The organism is Streptococcus sp. 1449, assembly GCF_013276805.1.
In the GTDB taxonomy this organism is placed as follows: Bacteria; Bacillota; Bacilli; order Lactobacillales; family Streptococcaceae; genus Streptococcus; species Streptococcus pseudopneumoniae.
This window is the reverse complement of record NZ_VMLS01000054.1, coordinates 1-19,236: the sequence shown is the minus strand read 5'-3', so window position 1 is coordinate 19,236 and position 19,236 is coordinate 1. Positions and strand designations below refer to the sequence as shown.

Annotated in this window: 15 protein-coding genes; 14 read left to right on the top strand and 1 reads right to left on the bottom strand. The window is 37.4% G+C overall.

Annotated features, from left to right (window positions below):
- Window positions 1–4 precede the first annotated feature (4 nt).
- The 7 genes from HT687_RS09310 (at window position 5) to rplA (ending at window position 5,772) form a co-directional block, all read left to right on the top strand.
- On the top strand, window positions 5–292 hold the full coding sequence (locus tag HT687_RS09310) for a rhodanese-like domain-containing protein (RefSeq protein WP_023936571.1): 288 nt from the start codon (window positions 5–7) through the stop codon (window positions 290–292).
- Window positions 293–463: 171 nt separating this feature from the next.
- Window positions 464–1,789: a branched-chain amino acid transport system II carrier protein gene (gene brnQ / locus HT687_RS09305; RefSeq protein WP_031233635.1), complete on the top strand. Its 1,326-nt coding sequence runs from the start codon at window positions 464–466 to the stop codon at window positions 1,787–1,789.
- 203 nt (window positions 1,790–1,992) lie between these two features.
- Window positions 1,993–3,030, top strand: coding sequence for a M42 family metallopeptidase (locus HT687_RS09300; protein ID WP_023936569.1), 1,038 nt, complete (start codon window positions 1,993–1,995; stop codon window positions 3,028–3,030).
- Between the two features lies 1 nt (window position 3,031).
- Complete coding sequence (locus HT687_RS09295; protein WP_023933433.1) at window positions 3,032–3,505, top strand: HIT family protein; 474 nt, start codon at window positions 3,032–3,034, stop codon at window positions 3,503–3,505.
- Window positions 3,506–3,610: 105 nt separating this feature from the next.
- The gene (gene ldcB, locus HT687_RS09290) at window positions 3,611–4,327 is read left to right on the top strand and encodes an LD-carboxypeptidase LdcB/DacB (protein ID WP_023936566.1); all 717 of its coding nucleotides are present in this window, start codon (window positions 3,611–3,613) and stop codon (window positions 4,325–4,327) included.
- A 122-nt stretch (window positions 4,328–4,449) separates the two neighbouring features.
- Entirely contained in the window at window positions 4,450–4,875 is a 426-nt protein-coding gene (rplK, locus tag HT687_RS09285; protein ID WP_001085812.1) for a 50S ribosomal protein L11, read from the top strand.
- Between the two features lie 207 nt (window positions 4,876–5,082).
- A complete protein-coding gene (rplA, locus tag HT687_RS09280; protein WP_001085675.1) occupies window positions 5,083–5,772 on the top strand; it encodes a 50S ribosomal protein L1 in 690 nt (229 codons plus the stop codon).
- 101 nt (window positions 5,773–5,873) lie between these two features.
- On the opposite strand, the gene HT687_RS11630 is transcribed toward rplA, so the two are convergent.
- Entirely contained in the window at window positions 5,874–6,065 is a 192-nt protein-coding gene (locus tag HT687_RS11630) for a hypothetical protein (protein WP_000849977.1), read from the bottom strand.
- A 165-nt stretch (window positions 6,066–6,230) separates the two neighbouring features.
- Here HT687_RS11630 and HT687_RS12385 point away from each other — a divergent pair, with 165 nt between their 5' ends.
- The 7 genes from HT687_RS12385 to HT687_RS09245 all read left to right on the top strand — a co-directional run bounded on the left by HT687_RS12385 (window position 6,231) and on the right by HT687_RS09245 (window position 18,858).
- Window positions 6,231–6,440 (top strand): hypothetical protein, encoded by a 210-nt coding sequence (locus tag HT687_RS12385; RefSeq protein ID WP_223200444.1) that lies wholly within the window; start codon window positions 6,231–6,233, stop codon window positions 6,438–6,440.
- Between the two features lie 398 nt (window positions 6,441–6,838).
- Window positions 6,839–7,084, top strand: coding sequence for a hypothetical protein (locus tag HT687_RS12380; protein ID WP_000643408.1), 246 nt, complete (start codon window positions 6,839–6,841; stop codon window positions 7,082–7,084).
- Window positions 7,085–7,484: 400 nt separating this feature from the next.
- Window positions 7,485–8,477: an ATP-binding cassette domain-containing protein gene (locus HT687_RS09265; RefSeq protein ID WP_001240792.1), complete on the top strand. Its 993-nt coding sequence runs from the start codon at window positions 7,485–7,487 to the stop codon at window positions 8,475–8,477.
- Between the two features lies 1 nt (window position 8,478).
- Window positions 8,479–9,297: an ABC-2 family transporter protein gene (locus tag HT687_RS09260; protein ID WP_172924174.1), complete on the top strand. Its 819-nt coding sequence runs from the start codon at window positions 8,479–8,481 to the stop codon at window positions 9,295–9,297.
- Between the two features lies 1 nt (window position 9,298).
- Window positions 9,299–10,084 carry an ABC transporter permease gene (locus HT687_RS09255; RefSeq protein ID WP_023936560.1) on the top strand — a complete coding sequence of 262 codons (786 nt, stop codon included), beginning with the start codon at window positions 9,299–9,301 and terminating at the stop codon, window positions 10,082–10,084.
- A gap of 370 nt (window positions 10,085–10,454) precedes the next feature.
- Entirely contained in the window at window positions 10,455–11,714 is a 1,260-nt protein-coding gene (locus HT687_RS09250) for an IS1380 family transposase (RefSeq protein ID WP_023936558.1), read from the top strand.
- Between the two features lie 577 nt (window positions 11,715–12,291).
- Window positions 12,292–18,858, top strand: coding sequence for a S8 family serine peptidase (locus tag HT687_RS09245; RefSeq protein WP_054388495.1), 6,567 nt, complete (start codon window positions 12,292–12,294; stop codon window positions 18,856–18,858).
- Window positions 18,859–19,236 lie beyond the last annotated feature (378 nt).

The window sequence follows — 19,236 nt, the reverse complement described above, 5'->3', positions numbered from 1 at the left end:
AAGAATGAAAGAAATAACCTTTGACGCATTTTACCAGCTTTATCAAAACGACCAACTTTCTTTAGTGGACGTGAGAGAAGTGGATGAATTTGAAGCTCTTCATTTAGAAGGCGCCTACAACCTGCCACTTAGTCAATTGCCTGATACCTATGATCAATTGGACAAGGATCAGTTACATTATGTTATTTGTAAATCTGGAATGAGATCGGCGCGTGCTTGCCAATTCCTATCAGAACAAGGTTATGAGGTTATCAATGTACAAGGTGGTATGACTGCCTTTGAAGAACTGTAAACATTATAATTTTCTCCTACTTGGTGTGGACTGGGTAGGGGAAAGTTATTTTTAGATAATTCTCATTTTTAAGAATCTTGAAAACATTCAATATTTACTTCGTGAAGCTTTTTTCATACTCCTATTCATGATATACTAGGTCAGTATTTTATAAATATGAAGGAGATTTTCATGGCTAAAAAAGGTGCCTTAACAGGTTTACTCCTGTTTGGAATATTTTTTGGTGCGGGGAACTTGATTTTTCCGCCTTCTCTAGGTGCTCTATCTGGAGAACATTTTCTTCCTGCCATCGCAGGTTTTGTCTTTTCAGGTGTCGGTATCGCCGTCTTGACTCTTATTATTGGAACGCTAAATCCTAAAGGATATATCTACGAGATTTCAACAAAGATAGCGCCTTGGTTTGCGACTCTTTACCTCTCAGTTCTTTATTTGTCAATCGGTCCATTCTTTGCTATCCCACGTACTGCTACAACAGCTTACGAAGTAGGGATTAGCCCCCTTTTGTCGGATGCAAATAAAGGTCTTGGTTTGATTGTCTTTACGATTCTGTATTTTGTGGCAGCCTATTTGATTTCGCTTAATCCATCAAAAATCTTAGACCGTATCGGCCGTATTTTAACGCCAGTCTTTGCGATTTTGATCGTTATCTTGGTTGTTCTAGGAGCTTTCAAATACGGTGGAACAAGTCCTCAAGCTGCTTCAGCTGCTTATCAAGCTTCTGCCTTTGGTACAGGTTTCCTAGAAGGTTATAATACCTTGGATGCCCTTGCTTCAGTTGCCTTTAGCGTAATCGCAGTTCAAACCTTGAAACAACTTGGATTTTCAAGTAAGAAAGAATACATTTCAACTATTTGGGTGGTTGGTATCGTTGTTGCCCTTGCCTTCAGCGCTCTTTACATCGGTTTAGGTTTCCTTGGAAATCATTTTCCAGTACCAGCTGAAGCGATGAAGGGTGGAACACCAGGTGTTTACATTTTGTCACAAGCTACTCAAGAAATCTTTGGCTCAACAGCTCAACTCTTCCTTGCAGCTATGGTTACTGTAACCTGCTTCACAACAACAGTTGGACTGATTGTGTCAACAGCTGAGTTCTTTAATGAACGCTTCCCACAAATCAGCTACAAGGTTTATGCGACAGCCTTTACCTTGATTGGATTTGTCATTGCCAATTTGGGTCTTGATGCGATTATCAAGTACTCAATCCCTGTGCTGGTTATTTTGTACCCAATCACGATTGCCATCGTTATGATTGTCATTGTCAACAAATTCGTGGCTCTTTCAAAACCAGGTATGCAGTTGACAATTGCTGTTGTTACAGCTATTGGCATTGCAAGCGTACTAGGAAGCTCCTTTAAGGTTGAATTTTTTGCAAATCTTGTTAGCGTTCTTCCTTTTGCCAAGGCCTCACTCCCATGGTTGGTGCCAGCCATCGTTGGAATCTTGCTCTCATTGGTTCTACCAAACAAGCAAGAAAGTGATGTTTTTGAAATGGAATAATCACTAATACTCTTCGAAAATCAAATTCAAACCGCGTCAACGTCGCCTTGTCGTACTCAAGTACAGCCTGCGGCTAGTTTCCTAGTTTGCTCTTTGATTTTCATTGAGTATAAAATCACTTTTGTAGTCAAGGCTACAGGAGTGATTTTCTTTTTTTATCCGATGATAAATGTGTTATAATAGGTAGCAAAAGAGGTGAAGAAATGAATCAAACAGTAGAATATATCAAAGAACTAACAGCTATTGCATCGCCAACAGGCTTCACTCGTGAGATTTCGGACTATTTAGTCAAAACTTTAGAAGGTTTTGGTTACCAGCCGGTTCGCACAGCCAAGGGCGGTGTTAATGTAACTATTAAAGGTCAAAATGATGAGGAACAACGCTATGTGACTGCCCATGTAGATACGCTGGGTGCTATTGTCCGTGCTGTCAAACCAGACGGCCGTCTCAAATTGGACCGTATTGGTGGTTTTCCTTGGAATATGATTGAAGGAGAAAACTGTACCGTTCATGTAGCTAGCACAGGTCAAAAGGTATCGGGAAGCATTCTCATCCACCAAACTTCTTGCCATGTCTACAAGGATGCAGGAACTGCAGAACGCACGCAAGACAATATGGAAGTGCGTTTGGACGCCAAAGTAACAAATGAAAAAGAAACTCGTGCCTTGGGGATTGAGGTCGGTGATTTTATCAGTTTTGACCCACGAACTGTCGTGACAGAGACAGGTTTTATCAAGTCTCGTCATTTGGACGACAAGGTCAGCGCAGCGATTTTGCTTAATCTGCTTCGCATTTATAAGGAAGAGAAGATTGAATTACCTGTAACAACTCATTTTGCCTTTTCAGTCTTTGAAGAAGTGGGACATGGGGCTAACTCTAATATTCCTGCTCAGGTAGTCGAATATCTGGCTGTTGATATGGGAGCTATGGGAGATGACCAGCAAACAGATGAGTACACAGTGTCCATCTGTGTCAAGGATGCTTCTGGACCTTATCACTATGACTTCCGTCAACATTTGGTTGCCTTGGCGAAAGAACAAGATATTCCATTTAAGCTGGATATCTATCCATTTTATGGTTCTGACGCTTCAGCGGCTATGTCTGCAGGGGCAGAGGTTAAACACGCCCTTCTCGGTGCTGGTATCGAGTCTAGCCATTCTTATGAGCGTACTCATATTGACTCGGTGGTTGCAACAGAGCGTATGGTTGATGCTTATCTGAAGAGCGCATTGGTAGACTAATATGTGCCTGATTTGCCAGAGAATTGAGCTCATCAAGAAGGGAGAAAATCCCTATTTTGTCAAAGAATTAGGAACAGGATATGTAGTCATTGGAGATCACCAGTATTTTGCAGGCTATAGTCTTTTTCTAGCCAAGGAACACGTTACCGAATTGCACCATTTGAAAAAGGAAACAAGACTACGTTTTCTCGAAGAAATGAGTCTAGTCCAAGAGGCAGTTGCCAAGGCCTTTACTGCTGAGAAAATGAATATCGAACTGCTAGGAAATGGCGATGCCCATCTCCACTGGCACCTTTTCCCTAGACGAAGAGGTGACATGAATAGTCACGGTCTCAAGGGGCGTGGTCCAGTTTGGTGGGTTCCTTTTGAAGAAATGACAGCAGAAACCTGCCAAGCAAAACCGGAAGAGATTAAAAGATTATACTCAATGAAAATCAAAGAGCAAACTAGGAAACTAGCCGCAGGCTGTACTTGAGTACGGCAAGGCGACGTTGACGTGGTTTGAATTTGATTTTCGAAGAGTATTAGTCAAACGTTTATCGTCAGAACTAGATAAACTATTAGAAATAAAGGAGTAACAATGAAAAAAAGATACCTTGTCTTGACAGCCTTGCTAGCCTTGACATTGGCAGCTTGTTCACAAGAAAAAACAAAAAATGAAGATGGAGCAGCTAAAACAGAGCAAACAGCTAAAGCTGATGGAACAGTCGGTAGTAATTCTCAAGGAACTGCCCAGAAAAAAGCAGAAGTGGTCAATAAAGGAGACTACTACAGCATCCAAGGGAAATACGATGAAATCATCGTAGCAAATAAACACTATCCATTGTCGAAAGACTACAATCCAGGGGAAAATCCAACAGCCAAGGCAGAGTTGGTCAAACTCATCAAGGCTATGCAAGAGGCAGGTTTCCCGATTAGCGACCATTATAGTGGTTTTAGAAGTTATGAAACTCAGACCAAGCTCTATCAAGATTATGTCAACCAAGATGGGAAGGCAGCAGCTGACCGTTACTCTGCCCGTCCTGGCTATAGCGAACACCAGACAGGCTTGGCCTTTGATGTGATTGGGACTGATGGTGATTTGGTAACAGAAGAAAAAGCAGCCCAATGGCTTTTGGATCATGCAGCTGATTATGGCTTTGTTGTCCGTTATCTCAAAGGTAAGGAAAAGGAAACAGGCTATATGGCTGAAGAATGGCACCTGCGTTATGTCGGAAAAGAAGCAAAAGAAATTGCTGCAAGTGGTCTCAGTTTGGAAGAGTATTACGGCTTTGAAGGCGGAGATTACGTCGATTAAAAAATAAACTTTTCTCTTGCAATTCCAGATAAATAGTGTATAATAGATGGGTATGTGAAAAGCATACTTGTGGGAGGTAAAAATCTCTAATTACCGCCAAAACCACAAAGGAGGATTTAAAAATGGCTAAAAAAGTCGAAAAACTTGTAAAATTGCAAATCCCTGCTGGTAAAGCTACACCAGCTCCACCGGTTGGACCTGCTCTTGGTCAAGCTGGTATCAACATCATGGGATTCACAAAAGAGTTCAACGCTCGTACAGCTGACCAAGCTGGGATGATCATTCCAGTTGTTATCTCAGTTTACGAAGATAAATCATTTACTTTCGTTACGAAAACACCACCAGCTGCTGTTCTTTTGAAAAAAGCTGCAGGTGTTGAAAAAGGATCAAGTACACCTAATAAAACTAAAGTTGCTACAGTTACTCGTGCACAAGTACAAGAAATTGCAGAAACTAAGATGCCAGATTTGAACGCAGCAAACGTAGAGTCTGCAATGCGTATGATCGAAGGTACTGCTCGTTCTATGGGATTCACTGTTGTTGACTAATCAATAACACAGTAGAAAATCTCACAGCAGTCTATTAGTTGCTTTTCATACTAGGCAAGTGACTGATACTTGTACTTGGGTACAGCAAGGGAACTTAAGGCCGTAGGAAAAGGAAAGTAATAGACTGAAAACCCGCAAGACTTCATCATTTCGAGGAGTGACGTGGGAGATGAAAATCGATTGAACCACTTACAAGGAGAATAGAAAATGGCTAAAAAAAGCAAACAACTTCGTGCTGCTCTTGAGAAAATCGACAGCACAAAAGCATACAGCGTAGAAGAAGCTGTAGCACTTGCAAAAGAAACTAACTTTGCAAAATTTGACGCAACTGTAGAAGTTGCTTACAACTTGAACATCGACGTTAAAAAAGCTGACCAACAAATCCGTGGAGCAATGGTATTGCCAAACGGTACTGGTAAAACTTCACGCGTTCTTGTTTTCGCACGCGGTGCAAAAGCTGAAGAAGCAAAAGCTGCTGGTGCAGACTTTGTTGGTGAAGATGACCTTGTTGCTAAAATCAACGACGGTTGGTTGGACTTCGACGTAGTTATCGCTACACCTGATATGATGGCTCTTGTTGGACGTCTTGGACGTGTCCTTGGACCACGTAACTTGATGCCAAACCCTAAAACTGGTACTGTAACAATGGATGTTGCTAAAGCAGTTGAAGAGTCTAAAGGTGGTAAAATCACTTACCGTGCTGACCGTGCAGGTAACGTTCAAGCAATCATCGGTAAAGTATCATTTGAAGCTGAAAAATTGGTTGAAAACTTTAAAGCTTTCAACGAAACAATCCAAAAAGCAAAACCAGCTACAGCTAAAGGAACTTACGTAACAAACTTGACTATCACAACTACTCAAGGTGTTGGTATCAAAGTTGACGTAAACTCACTTTAATCAGTAGTTAAAGTAATGTAAAAAAGTTGAAGACGCTATGTCTCAACTTTTTTTGATTTCAAAATCTAGTGGAATGAATCTGGAATAGTCCATCGAGCTTTCTAATACTCTTCGAAAATCTCTTCAAACCACGTCAACGTCGCCTTGCCGTGCGTATGGTTACTGACTTCGTCAGTTCTATCCACAACCTCAAAACAGTGTTTTGAGCTGACTACGTCAGTTCCATCTACAACCTCAAAACAGTGTTTTGAGCAACCTGAGGCTAGTTTCCTAGTTTGCTCTTTGGTTTTCATTGAGTATAACACATTGTTAGAAGTTGGTTTAAATTTCCTAATCAGTTTGTTCACATTTACCTTCGATATATTATATCCCATAGTTAAGGTTGGTCATACAGATGATTATAGTCATGGAGCCGTAAAACTTAGTGTTTCTTTAGTTGACAAAGATGCCATGAAAAAATATCTGTAACTGTAATAGGATATTTTGAAATAAATATAGATGAAAATATCACCGATATTCTATACGTAAATGGTACTGCTATTCTTTGTCCTTATTTACGTTCTATTGTTTCAATAGTTTCGGCAATTGATAGCAGTGAAGCAATGTTGCTACCTACCATTAATGTTTTAGAGTTACTAGATAAATCTCAACCTTTTGAAGAAGAATAATTTATTAGCTCACTAAATTGAGGGTAAGGAAAAGTAAAAGCAGTAAGAAAAATGTCTTGCATTATACAGCAACCTTTTGGGAATGAGTAGATGGATTGAATAAAATTTGATTAAGAGTGGATGATTTATCTGTAGATTATTATTGGACAGTTAGTCTTGAAGTAGTCTAAGAATTAGGTTATAATCAGTAGAAGCCTTGCTAATAATGAGGAGGTTAGTTTATGTATAGTAGACTGAATCTAAAATAGTATGAAACAATTGCTAAAACATTTATAGAAATTAATTTTACTTTTCCAATCAATTTGTTCTCATCTTATTTCAATCCGCTATATATTATGGTATCGAATCTTCATCAGAATGATAAAATTAATCAATTAATATCTGATTATAAACAGAATATGAAAGCTTTTTATATCACTATTGAAAAATTTATACGAGATGATGAAAGTCTTAAGTGTTATTTTACAAAGGTTATTTCAAGTCGTTCCAAGGTAACAAGTCTAAATCAGATTGAAGCTGATAAAACGATACAAAGAAAATATTCAAGTGAGCTAAAAAAATTTATTGGATTTTATAATGAGATTATTTGTGAGGAAAATAGTTTCCTACATGTACGAAAGAGGTGGTCGAGTTGGTTTAGGTAGTCGGTGCGTGAGTTGATAATTCTCAGGGTATGGACTTCTTTTTCATGAATGAGGTAAAAGAGCAGGTATTGTTTAGAGACAATCATTCTGAGCATATTTTCTGGATAGAGGGAGTATCCGATTTTATGATCAAAGTTAATACCGCCCTCTGGTGAGAAGATGAGTAGGTTGGTAATTTAAACTATTCAACTGAATTTTTGATTAAAAGTATTATTTTATGAGAGAAATCCTAATTTCACAATCCATAGGCAAACGCTTGCATTCTGTTTTTTATTGGACTATAATAGATTGGTATAAAGCCTTCTGTAGTAATAAAATATAGAAGGTGTAGAAAGTAAGGATTTAGAATATTTGTAGTTAAAAACACAATGTTGCTATTCCTTATGATAGGGAGATAGATATGGCAATGATAGAAGTGGAACATCTTCAGAAAAATTTTGTGAAGACTGTTAAGGAACCGGGCTTGAAGGGGGCTTTGCGCTCCTTTATTCATCCTGAAAAGCAGACCTTTGAAGCGGTCAAGGATTTGACCTTTGAGGTTCCAAAAGGGCAGATTTTAGGATTTATCGGGGCAAATGGTGCTGGGAAGTCGACAACCATTAAAATGCTGACAGGAATTTTGAAACCAACATCTGGTTTTTGTCGGATTAACGGCAAGATTCCCCAGGACAATCGGCAAGATTATGTCAAAGATATTGGGGTTGTTTTTGGACAACGCACCCAGCTATGGTGGGATTTGGCACTGCAAGAGACCTACACGGTTTTGAAAGAGATTTATGATGTGCCAGACTCGCTCTTTCATAAGCGCATGGACTTTTTGAATGAAGTCTTGGATTTGAAGGACTTTATCAAGGATCCTGTGCGAACTCTTTCACTGGGACAACGGATGCGGGCGGATATTGCAGCTTCCTTGCTCCACAATCCCAAGGTTCTCTTTTTAGATGAGCCGACCATTGGTTTGGACGTTTCGGTCAAGGATAACATTCGTCGTGCCATTACTCAGATCAATCAGGAGGAAGAAACAACCATTCTCCTGACCACTCACGACTTGAGCGATATTGAGCAACTCTGTGATCGGATTTTCATGATTGACAAGGGGCAGGAAATTTTTGATGGAACGGTGAGCCAACTCAAGGAAACCTTTGGCAAGATGAAGACGCTCTCCTTTGAACTGCTACCAGGTCAAAGTCATCTCGTCTCTCACTATGAAGGTTTTTCGGATATGACCATTGATAGACAAGGAAACAGCCTCAACATTGAATTTGATAGTTCTCGCTACCAGTCAGCTGACATTATCAAGCAAACCCTGTCTGATTTTGAAATCCGCGATTTGAAGATGGTGGATACGGATATTGAGGATATTATCCGTCGCTTCTACCGAAAGGAGCTCTAGGATGATCAAATTGTGGAGACGTTATAAACCCTTTATCAATGCAGGTGTTCAGGAATTGATCACCTATAGAGTCAACTTTATTCTCTATCGAATAGGCGATGTCATGGGGGCTTTTGTAGCTTTTTATCTCTGGAAGGCTGTCTTTGATTCTTCGCAAGAGTCTTTGATTCAGGGCTTTAGTATGGCGGATATCACCCTCTACATCATCATGAGTTTTGTGACCAATCTTCTGACTAGATCCGATTCGTCCTTTATGATTGGGGAGGAGGTCAAGGATGGCTCCATTATCATGCGTTTGTTGCGACCAGTGCATTTTGCGGCCTCCTATCTTTTCACCGAGCTTGGTTCCAAGTGGTTGATTTTTATCAGCGTTGGCCTTCCATTTTTAAGTGTCATCGTGTTGATGAAAATCGTATCTGGACAAGGTATTGTAGAAGTGCTGGGATTAACTGTCCTTTATCTTTTTAGCTTAACGCTGGCCTATCTGATTAACTTTTTCTTTAATATCTGCTTTGGATTTTCAGCCTTTGTATTTAAAAATCTATGGGGTTCCAATCTACTCAAGACTTCCATAGTGGCTTTTATGTCTGGAAGTTTGATTCCCTTGGCTTTCTTTCCAAAGCTTGTTTCAGATATTCTGTCCTTCTTGCCTTTTTCATCCTTGATTTACACTCCAGTCATGATTATTGTTGGGAAATACGATGCCAGTCAGATGATTCAGGCGCTCGCTTTGCAGTTCTTCTGGCTCTTAGTGATGGTGAGCTTATCTCAGTTGATTTGGAAACGAGTCCAGTCATTCATTACCATTCAGGGAGGTTAGTATGAAAAAATATCAACGCATGCATCTGATTTTTATCAGACAATACATCAAACAAATTATGGAATACAAGGTGGATTTTGTGGTTGGTGTGCTGGGAGTTTTTTTGACTCAAGGCTTGAACCTATTGTTTCTTAATGTCATCTTTCAACACATCCCATCCCTGGAAGGTTGGACTTTTCAAGAAATTGCCTTTATCTATGGTTTTTCCTTGATTCCCAAGGGACTGGACCATCTCTTTTTTGACAATCTCTGGGCATTGGGACAACGCTTGGTGAGAAAAGGGGAGTTTGACAAGTATCTGACTCGTCCCATCAATCCTCTCTTTCATATTCTAGTTGAGACTTTTCAGATTGATGCTTTGGGAGAACTCTTGGTCGGTGGTATCCTATTGGGAACAACAGTGACTAGCATTGCTTGGACTCTTCCAAAATTCCTGCTTTTCCTAGTTTGTATTCCTTTTGCGACCTTGATTTATACTTCCTTGAAAATCGCGACAGCCAGCATCGCTTTTTGGACCAAGCAGTCAGGCGCCATGATTTACATTTTTTATATGTTTAATGATTTTGCCAAGTACCCGATTTCCATTTACAATTCGCTTCTTCGTTGGTTGATCAGCTTTATCGTGCCTTTTGCCTTTACGGCCTACTATCCTGCTAGCTATTTTTTGCAGGACAAGGATGTACTCTTTAACATTGGAGGTTTGATTTTGATTTCCCTTGTCTTTTTTGGTATTTCCTTGAAACTATGGGACAGGGGCTTGGATTCTTATGAAAGTGCTGGATCCTAAGATGAAGAAACTCAAAGCCTTGTCTTAGGACAGGCTTTTTCTAATAGAGATGAAAATTCCTTGACATCTATTCTCAGAGTGCTATACTGTAAGTGTAATCGCCGATTTATCTCAGTTGGTAGAGCAAGGCACTCGTAAAGCCTAGGTCACAGGTGAACATATGACTGAAGATTTGAAAAAATAGATATGTATAAATAACCGTTAACCCCAATTATTCACCCCTAATCTAAAAACCCTCCAGAATCCTTGCCTTAGCTTAGATCCTGGATGGTTTCTTTTTTCACCCAATGGGTGTTTTTTACTAGACAAAAAAGAGTTTCCCCTTTATGGTATAAGTGTAGAAAAAAACACAAAAAGAAAGGAAACTCACATGAACAGTTTACCAAATCATCACTTCCAAAACAAGTCTTTTTACCAACTATCTTTCGATGGAGGTCATTTAACCCAGTATGGTGGTCTTATCTTTTTTCAGGAACTTTTTTCCCAGTTGAAACTAAAAGAGCGGATTTCTAAGTATTTAGTAACGAATGACCAACGCCGCTACTGTCGTTATTCGGATTCAGATATCCTTGTCCAGTTCCTCTTTCAACTGTTAACAGGCTATGGAACGGACTATGCTTGTAAAGAATTGTCAGCTGATGCCTACTTTCCAAAATTGTTGGAAGGAGGGCAGCTTGCTTCACAGCCAACCTTATCCCGTTTTCTTTCCAGAACTGACGAGGAAACAGTCCATAGTTTGCGATGCCTCAACCTTGAATTGGTCGAATTCTTTTTACAGTTTCACCAGCTAAACCAACTCATTGTAGATATCGATTCTACCCATTTCACAGCTTATGGCAAGCAAGAAGGTGTTGCTTATAACGCCTACTATCGTGCTCATGGCTATCATCCTCTTTATGCTTTCGAGGGGAAGACAGGTTATTGTTTCAATGCCCAGCTTCGTCCTGGTAATCGTTATTGTTCTGAAGAGGCAGACAGCTTTATCACACCTGTTTTAGAACGGTTTAATCAACTTCTCTTTCGAATGGATAGTGGCTTTGCGACCCCAAAATTATACGATTTAATTGAAAAAACAGGGCAATACTACCTCATAAAACTCAAGAAAAATACTGTTCTGAGCCGTCTTGGAGACCTTTCCCTCCCTTGCCCACAGGATGAGGACTTAACCATCTTGCCCCACTCCGCCTACTCAGAAACTCTCTATCAAGCAGGATCTTGGTCGCACAAGCGTCGTGTCTGCCAGTTCTCTGAACGAAAACGTGGTCAAGCCGAGAATTTCATCAAGGAGATGAAGGAGGGATTTTTTGGCGATAAAACGGATAGTTCAAGCTTAATCAAAAACGAAGTTCGTATGATGATGAGCTGTATCGCCTACAATCTCTATCTTTTTCTCAAACATCTAGCTGGAGGTGACTTCCAAACTTTAACAATCAAACGCTTCCGCCATCTTTTTCTTCACGTGGTAGGAAAATGTGTTCGAACAGGACGCAAGCAGCTCCTCAAATTGTCTAGTCTCTATGCCTATTCCGAATTGTTTTCAGCACTTTATTCTAGGATTAGAAAAGTCAACCTAAATCTTCCTGTTCCTTATGAACCACCTAGAAGAAAAGCGTCGTTAATGATGCATTAAAGAACAGTCGAGATGAAAAAATCGTGTGACGCACCAAGGGAGGAGTCTGCCCTTTTGAGGAAATCTAGCGAGGAAAAACGATACTGGAACAGCAGAAAGTAAAACTGGCCTCATGAGGAGGAAGAAAGTGGCTCATGAGGTCAGGGGTTTTGTAAGTTACATCTAGTTGAGAGAGGTATGAATGATTTGGGGTTAAGTCTTATTCTTAGCGGTTATTTATATTGTTTAATAGCGCTGATATTTCATCAATGATGTTTGACTTTGTGATTTTGGTAGTGGTTCAATTTGATTGCTACTATTTTTGATGGTGTGAATGTTCTGACAATGTACCCCAGCTAACTACGAAAGTTTTTGACTCTATATTTTTAATGTGTATTAAAAAATAAATTAACACATATTAATTTTTCTTGACTTAAATTTAAAAAATGATATACTATTTTTATGGAGAGCTAACAATTATATATAAATGTACTACTCTATTTCCTAGATAATACTTAGTAAAACTTTTTATAACAAAGGCTAGCAAAGTTAAAGTTTTCTATCTATTGGAAGTTAAATAAATATGTAAGGAATTAAAATGAAAAAAAGTACAGTATTGTCATTAACCACAGCTGCAGTTATTTTAGCAGCCTATGCCCCTAATGAGGTAGTCTTAGCAGATATATCTAGCTCTGAAGATGCTTTAAATATCTCTGATAAAGAAAAAGTAGTAGTAGATAAGGAAACAGAAAATAAAGAGAAACATGAAGAGATTCATCATGCTATAGAAGCTTCAAAGGATACTGAAGAAAAGAAAACAACAATTATTGAGGAAAAAGAAGTTGTTAGTAAAAATCCTGTGATAGACAATAGCACTAGCAATGAAGAAGCAACAAGCAAAGAAGAAAATTCCAATCAATCCCAAGGAGATAAAGCGGACTCGTCTGCAAGTAAAGACTCAGAAAGTCCCAAAAAAGAGGATAGACTTGTCTATATTGCTGAATTTAAAGATGAAGAGTCTAGAGAAAAAGCAATCAAGGGACTATCCAGTCTTAAGAATACAAAAGTTTTATATACTTATGATAGAATTTTTAACGGTAGTGCCATAGAAACAACTCCAGATAACTTGGACAAAATTAAACAAATAGAAGGTATCTCATCGGTTGAAAGGGCACAAAAAGTCCAACCCATGATGAATCATGCCAGAAAGGAAATTGGAGTTGAGGAAGCTATTGATTACCTAAAGGCCATTAATGCTCAATTTGGAAGAAATTTTGATGGCAGAGGTATGGTCATTTCAAATATCGATACGGGGACAGATTATAGGCATAAGGCTATGAGAATCGATGATGATGCCAAAGCCTCAATGAGATTTAAAAAAGAAGACTTAAAAGGCACTGATAAAAATTATTGGTTGAGTGATAAAATTCCTCATGCTTTTAATTATTATAATGGTGGTAAAATTACCGTAGAAAGAGCTGATGATGGAAGTGATTATTTTGATCCCCATGGGATGCATATTGCAGGGATTCTTGCTGGAAATGATACTGAAAAAGACATCAAGAACTTTAATGGCATAGATGGAATTGCACCTAATGCACAGATCTTCTCTTATAAAATGTACTCTGACGCAGGATCTGGGTTCGCAGGGGATGAAACAATGTTTCATGCTATTGAAGATTCCATCAAACACAACGTTGATGTTGTTTCGGTATCATCTGGTTTTACAGGAACAGGTCTTGTAGGTGAGAAATATTGGCAAGCTATTAGAGCATTAAGAAAAGCAGGCATTCCAATGGTTGTCGCTACGGGTAACTATGCGACTTCTGCTTCAAGTTCTTCTTGGGATTTAGTGGCAAATAATCATCTGAAAATGACCGACACTGGAAATGTAACGCGAACAGCAGCACATGAAGATGCGATAGCGGTTGCATCTGCTAAAAATCAAACAGTTGAGTTTGATAAAGTTAACATAGGTGGAGAAAGTTTTAAATACAGAAATATAGGGGCCTTTTTCGATAAGAATAAAATCACAACAAATGAAGATGGTTCAAAAGCTCCTAGTAAATTGAAATTTGTATATATAGGCAAGGGCCAAGACCAAGATTTGATAGGTTTGGATCTTAAGGGCAAAATTGCAGTAATGGATAGAATTTATACAAAGGATTTAAAAAATGCTTTTAAAAAAGCTACGGATAAGGGCGCACGCGCCATTATGGTTGTAAATACTGTCAATTACTACAATAGAGATAATTGGACAGAGCTTCCAGCTATGGGATATGAAGCGGATGAAGGGACTAAAAGTCAAGTGTTTTCAATTTCAGGAGATGATGGTGTAAAGCTATGGAACATGATTAATCCTGATAAAAAAACTGAAGTCAAAAGAAATAATAAAGAAGATTTTAAAGATAAATTGGAGCAATACTATCCAATTGATATGGAAAGTTTTAATTCCAACAAACCGAATGTAGGTGACGAAAAAGAGATTGACTTTAAGTTTGCACCTGACACAGACAAAGAACTCTATAAAGAAGATATCATCGTTCCAGCAGGATCCACATCTTGGGGGCCAAGAATAGATTTACTTTTAAAACCCGATGTTTCAGCACCTGGTAAAAATATTAAATCCACGCTTAATGTCATTAATGGTAAATCAACTTATGGCTATATGTCAGGAACCAGTATGGCAACTCCAATCGTAGCAGCTTCTACTGTTTTGATTAGACCGAAGTTAAAGGAAATGCTTGAAAGACCTGTATTGAGAAATCTTGAGGGAGATGACAAAATAGACCTTACAAGTCTTACAAAAATTGCTCTACAAAATACTGCGCGACCGATGATGGACGCAACGTCTTGGAAAGAAAAAAGCCAATACTTTGCATCACCTAGACAACAGGGAGCAGGGCTAATTAATGTGGCCAATGCTTTGAGAAATGAAGTTGTAGCGACTTTCAAAAACAAGGATTCTAAAGGTTTGGTAAACTCTTATGGTTCTATTTCTCTTAAAGAAATAAAAGGAGAAGAAAGATATTTTACAATTAAGCTTCACAATACATCAAACAGACCTTTGACCTTTAAAGTTTCAGCATCAGCGATAACTACAGATTCTCTAACTGATAGACTAAAACTGGATGAAACATACAAAGATGAAAAATCTCCAGATGGTAAGCAAATTGTTCCAGAAATCCATCCAGAAAAAATCAAAGGAGCAAATATCACATTTGAGCATGATACTTTCACTATAGGCGCAAATTCTAGCTTTGATTTAAATGCGGTTATAAACGTTGGAGAGGCTAAAAATAAAAATAAATTTGTAGAATCATTTATTCATTTTGAGTCAGTGGAAGAAATGGAAGCTCTAAACTCCAATGGGAAGAAAATAAACTTCCAACCTTCTTTATCAATGCCTCTAATGGGATTTGCTGGGAATTGGAACCACGAACCAATCCTTGATAAATGGGCCTGGGAAGAGGGTTCAAAATCAAAAACAATGGAAGGTTATGATGATGATGGTAAACCAAAAATTCCAGGAACCTTAAATAAGGGAATTGGTGGAGAACATGGTATAGATAAATTTAATCCAGCAGCTGTTATTCAAAACAGAAAAGATAAAAATATTACATCACTAGACCAAGACCCAGACCTATTTGCCTTTAACAACCAAGGTATTCATGCAGAATCCACTAGTGGATCTAATGTTGCTAACATTTATCCTTTAGATTCAAATGGAAATCCTCAAGATGCTCAACTTGAAAGAGGATTAACCCCTTCTCCACTTGTATTAAGAAGTGCAGAAGAAGGATTGATTTCAATAGTAAATACAAATAAAGAGGGAGAAAATCAAAGAGACTTAAAAGTCATTTCGAGAGAACACTTTATTAGAGGAATTTTAAATTCTAAAAGCAATGATGCAAAGGGAATCAAATCATCTAAACTAAAAGTTTGGGGAGATTTGAAGTGGGATGGACTCATCTATAACCCTAGAGGTAGAGAAGAAAATGAACCAGAAAGTAAGGATAACCAAGATCCAGCTACTAGGATAAGAGGACAATTTGAATCAATAGCTGAGGGTCAATACTTCTACAAATTCAAATATAGATTAACCAAGGATTATCCATGGCAAGTTTCTTATATACCAGTAAAAATTGATAATACAGCTCCAAAAATTATTTCAATTGATTTTTCTAATCCAGATAAAATTAAATTGATCGCAAAAGATACCTACCACAAGGTAAAGGATGAGTACAAACACGAAACCTTGTTTGCTAGAGACCAAAAAGAACATCCTGAGAAATTTGAAGAAGTAGCCAACGAAGTATGGTACGCAGGTGCAGCTCTTGTCGATAAGTATGGAGATGTTGAGAAAAGTCTTGATGTAACTTACGCCGGAGAGGGTGAGGGAAGAAATAGGAAGCTTGATAAAGATGGAAATACTATCTACGAAATTAGCGGAGCAGGAGATTTAAGAGGAAAAATCATCGAAGTAATCGCCCTAGATGGTGCAAGCAACTTCACCAAAATCCATAGAATTAAATTTGATGACCAAGCTGATGAAAAAGGAATGATTTCTTATTACCTAGTAGATCCTGACAAAGATGCTTCTAAATATGAAAAACTAGGTGAAATTTCTGAAGAAAAACTCAAAAATGCAAAGAGCCCAGAGGAAAATACCAATAATAATCAAGCTAAGGATGAAGATTCAAAACCAGCTGAAGAAAGTTCAGTTGAGGGAGAAGCTAGCCTTGAAATAAATAAAACTATTTCAACAATTAGAGACTTTGAAAATAAAGACCTAAAGAAACTCATTAAAAAGAAATATAGGGAAGAATATGACTTTGTAACTGGTGGAAAAAGAACAGTAGAGCTTGATTATCAATATGACGATGAAGGAAATATAACTGCCTATGAAGATAAGAGTGCTCTAGAATATGAAACTGAGAAACTTGATGATGTTAAATCAAAACTTGGTGGAGTATTAAGCCCATCAAAGGATGGACATTTTGAAATTCTTGGAAAAGTAAGTAATGTATCCAAAAATGCTAAGGCTTACTATGGCAATGGCTTCAAATTAATAGAAATTAAGGCAAGTAAATACGACCCACAAACTAAAACTCTAACCTTTGACTTATTTGCAAATACAAATGATGTAGTCGATGGTCTATCCTTTACGGGTGATATGAATATCCTTGTAAAAGATAAGGGTAAAACAAAAGCTAAAACTAAAATTAGAATGCCTGAAAAAAATAGGGAAACTAAAACAGAATATCCCTATGCATCAAGTTATGGGAATGTAATAGAATTAGGAGAAGGTGATCTTTCAAAAAACAAACCAAACAATTTAACTGAAATGGAATCTGGTAAAATCTATTCTGATTCAGAAAAACAACAATATCTGTTAAAGGATAACATCATTCTAAGAAAAGGCTATGCACTAAAAGTGACTACCTATAATCCTGGAAAAACGGATATGTTAGCAGGGAATGGAGTTTATAGCAAGGAAGATATAGCAAAAATACAAAAGACCAATCCTAATCTAAGAGTCCTTTCAGAAACAACAATTTATGCTGATAGTAGAAATGTTAAAGATGGAAGAAGCACTCAATCAGTATTAATGTCGGCTTTGGACGGCTTTAACATTGTAAGATATCAAGTGTTTACCTTTAACATGAATGATAAAGGGGAAGCAATCGATAAAGATGGAAATCTTGTGACAGATTCCTCTAAACTTGTATTATTTGGTAAAGATAATAAAGAGTATCATGGGGAGGAATATTCTAATGTAGAAGCTATAAAAGAAGATGGCTCCATGTTATTTATTGATACCAAACCAGTAAACCTTTCAATGGATAAGAACTACTTTAATCCATCTAAATCTAATAAAATTTATGTACGAAATCCAGAATTTTATTTAAGAGGTAAGATTTCTGATAAGGGTGGTTTTAACTGGGAATTGAGGGTTAATGAATCGGTTGTAGATAATTATTTAATCTACGGAGATTTACACATTGATAACACTAGAGATTTTAACGTTAAGCTTAATGTTAAAGACGGTGACATCATGGACTGGGGGATGAAAGATTATAAAGCAAACGGATTTCCAGATAAGGTAACAGATATGGATGGAAATGTTTATCTTCAAACTGGCTATAGCGATTTGAATGCGAAAGCGGTTGGAGTACACTATCAATTTTTATATGATAATGTTAAACCCGAAGTAAACATTGATCCTAAGGGAAATACTAGTATCGAATATGCTGATGGAAAATCTGTAGTCTTTAACATCAATGATAAAAGAAATAATGGATTCGATGGTGAGATTCAAGAACAACATATTTATGTAAATGGAAAAGAATATACATCATTTGATGATATTAAACAACTAACAGATAAGACACTAAATATTAAGATTCTTGTAAAAGATTTCGCAAGAAATACAACCGTAAAAGAATTTATTTTAAATAAAGATACGGGAGAAATGAGCGAATTAAAACCTCATAGGGTGACTGTGACCATTCAAAATGGAAAAGAAATGAGTTCTCAGATAGTGCCGGAAGAAGATTTTATTTTACCTGTTTATAAGGGTGAATTAGAAAAAGGCTATCAATTTGATGGTTGGGAAATTGCTGGTTTCGAAGGTAAAAAAGACGCTGGCTATGTTATTAATCTATCAAAAGATACCCTTATAAAACCTGTATTCAAGAAAATAGAGGAGAAAAAGGAGGAGGAAAATAAACCTACTTTTGATGTATCCAAAAAGAAAGATAAGGTGCAAGCAAATCATAATCAATTAGATGAAAGTCACAGAAAAGAGGATTTACAAAGAGAAGATCATTCACACAAATTTGATTCAACTAAAGATGTCAAAACTACAGTTCCTGTACAAGTAAATTATAGTCAATTAGATGAAAGTCAAAGATCTGATTCAACTAAGGATGTTACAGCTCCAGTTCCTGATAAAAATGATAAAAACTTTGAAAATGAGAAGGAAGTTTATCTTAATGAACCAGAGAACATAGCTAATAAAGATACCAATATTGATAGTAAATCAACTACTAACAATGATAGGTTACCAAAAACCGGAACAGTTAGCGAAGTCTTCACGTCATTGGTTGCCGGAATAATGTTTACCTTAGGTGCATTTCTTGGATTAAAGAAAAAAGATTAAGATTAAGACAAAAGCTATAGATGAAAAAATGGTTTATGTACTGAGATGGTGTGATGATGAAACAGTTTTGTGAAAATAGCTATTTATAACTCAATTATTTAGTTTACTTTACTATTGATACTCTTTTTGGATTTATTAATAGACTTAGTTTAGAAAACTAATGAATTGATTGAAAGGGTTAGTATTGACAAATATTGATTAGCAAATAGAGTCTTTCAAAATTTAAAGGCTAATAGAGGTGATGAGACAATTTCAAGGAATTAAGTAGCGTTTGGTTGCTTAATTCCTTTTCATTTGGGAGGTAGTTTTTCACCTGCTTCCTTATTTTATCGCCATTATTTAACCACTTAGACTGATATAGAGTAACCGCCCAATAAC

Excerpts from the sequence above, each read along its gene's own strand:
- HT687_RS09310 (WP_023936571.1), top strand. The coding sequence starts at position 5 with ATGAAAGAAATAACCTTTGACGCATTTTACCAGCTTTATCAAAACGAC.
- brnQ (WP_031233635.1), top strand. The coding sequence starts at position 464 with ATGGCTAAAAAAGGTGCCTTAACAGGTTTACTCCTGTTTGGAATATTT.
- HT687_RS09300 (WP_023936569.1), top strand. The coding sequence starts at position 1,993 with ATGAATCAAACAGTAGAATATATCAAAGAACTAACAGCTATTGCATCG.
- HT687_RS09295 (WP_023933433.1), top strand. The coding sequence starts at position 3,032 with ATGTGCCTGATTTGCCAGAGAATTGAGCTCATCAAGAAGGGAGAAAAT.
- ldcB (WP_023936566.1), top strand. The coding sequence starts at position 3,611 with ATGAAAAAAAGATACCTTGTCTTGACAGCCTTGCTAGCCTTGACATTG.
- rplK (WP_001085812.1), top strand. The coding sequence starts at position 4,450 with ATGGCTAAAAAAGTCGAAAAACTTGTAAAATTGCAAATCCCTGCTGGT.
- rplA (WP_001085675.1), top strand. The coding sequence starts at position 5,083 with ATGGCTAAAAAAAGCAAACAACTTCGTGCTGCTCTTGAGAAAATCGAC.
- HT687_RS11630 (WP_000849977.1), bottom strand. The coding sequence starts at position 6,065 with ATGAAAACCAAAGAGCAAACTAGGAAACTAGCCTCAGGTTGCTCAAAA.
- HT687_RS12380 (WP_000643408.1), top strand. The coding sequence starts at position 6,839 with ATGAAAGCTTTTTATATCACTATTGAAAAATTTATACGAGATGATGAA.
- HT687_RS09265 (WP_001240792.1), top strand. The coding sequence starts at position 7,485 with ATGGCAATGATAGAAGTGGAACATCTTCAGAAAAATTTTGTGAAGACT.
- HT687_RS09260 (WP_172924174.1), top strand. The coding sequence starts at position 8,479 with ATGATCAAATTGTGGAGACGTTATAAACCCTTTATCAATGCAGGTGTT.
- HT687_RS09255 (WP_023936560.1), top strand. The coding sequence starts at position 9,299 with ATGAAAAAATATCAACGCATGCATCTGATTTTTATCAGACAATACATC.
- HT687_RS09250 (WP_023936558.1), top strand. The coding sequence starts at position 10,455 with ATGAACAGTTTACCAAATCATCACTTCCAAAACAAGTCTTTTTACCAA.
- HT687_RS09245 (WP_054388495.1), top strand. The coding sequence starts at position 12,292 with ATGAAAAAAAGTACAGTATTGTCATTAACCACAGCTGCAGTTATTTTA.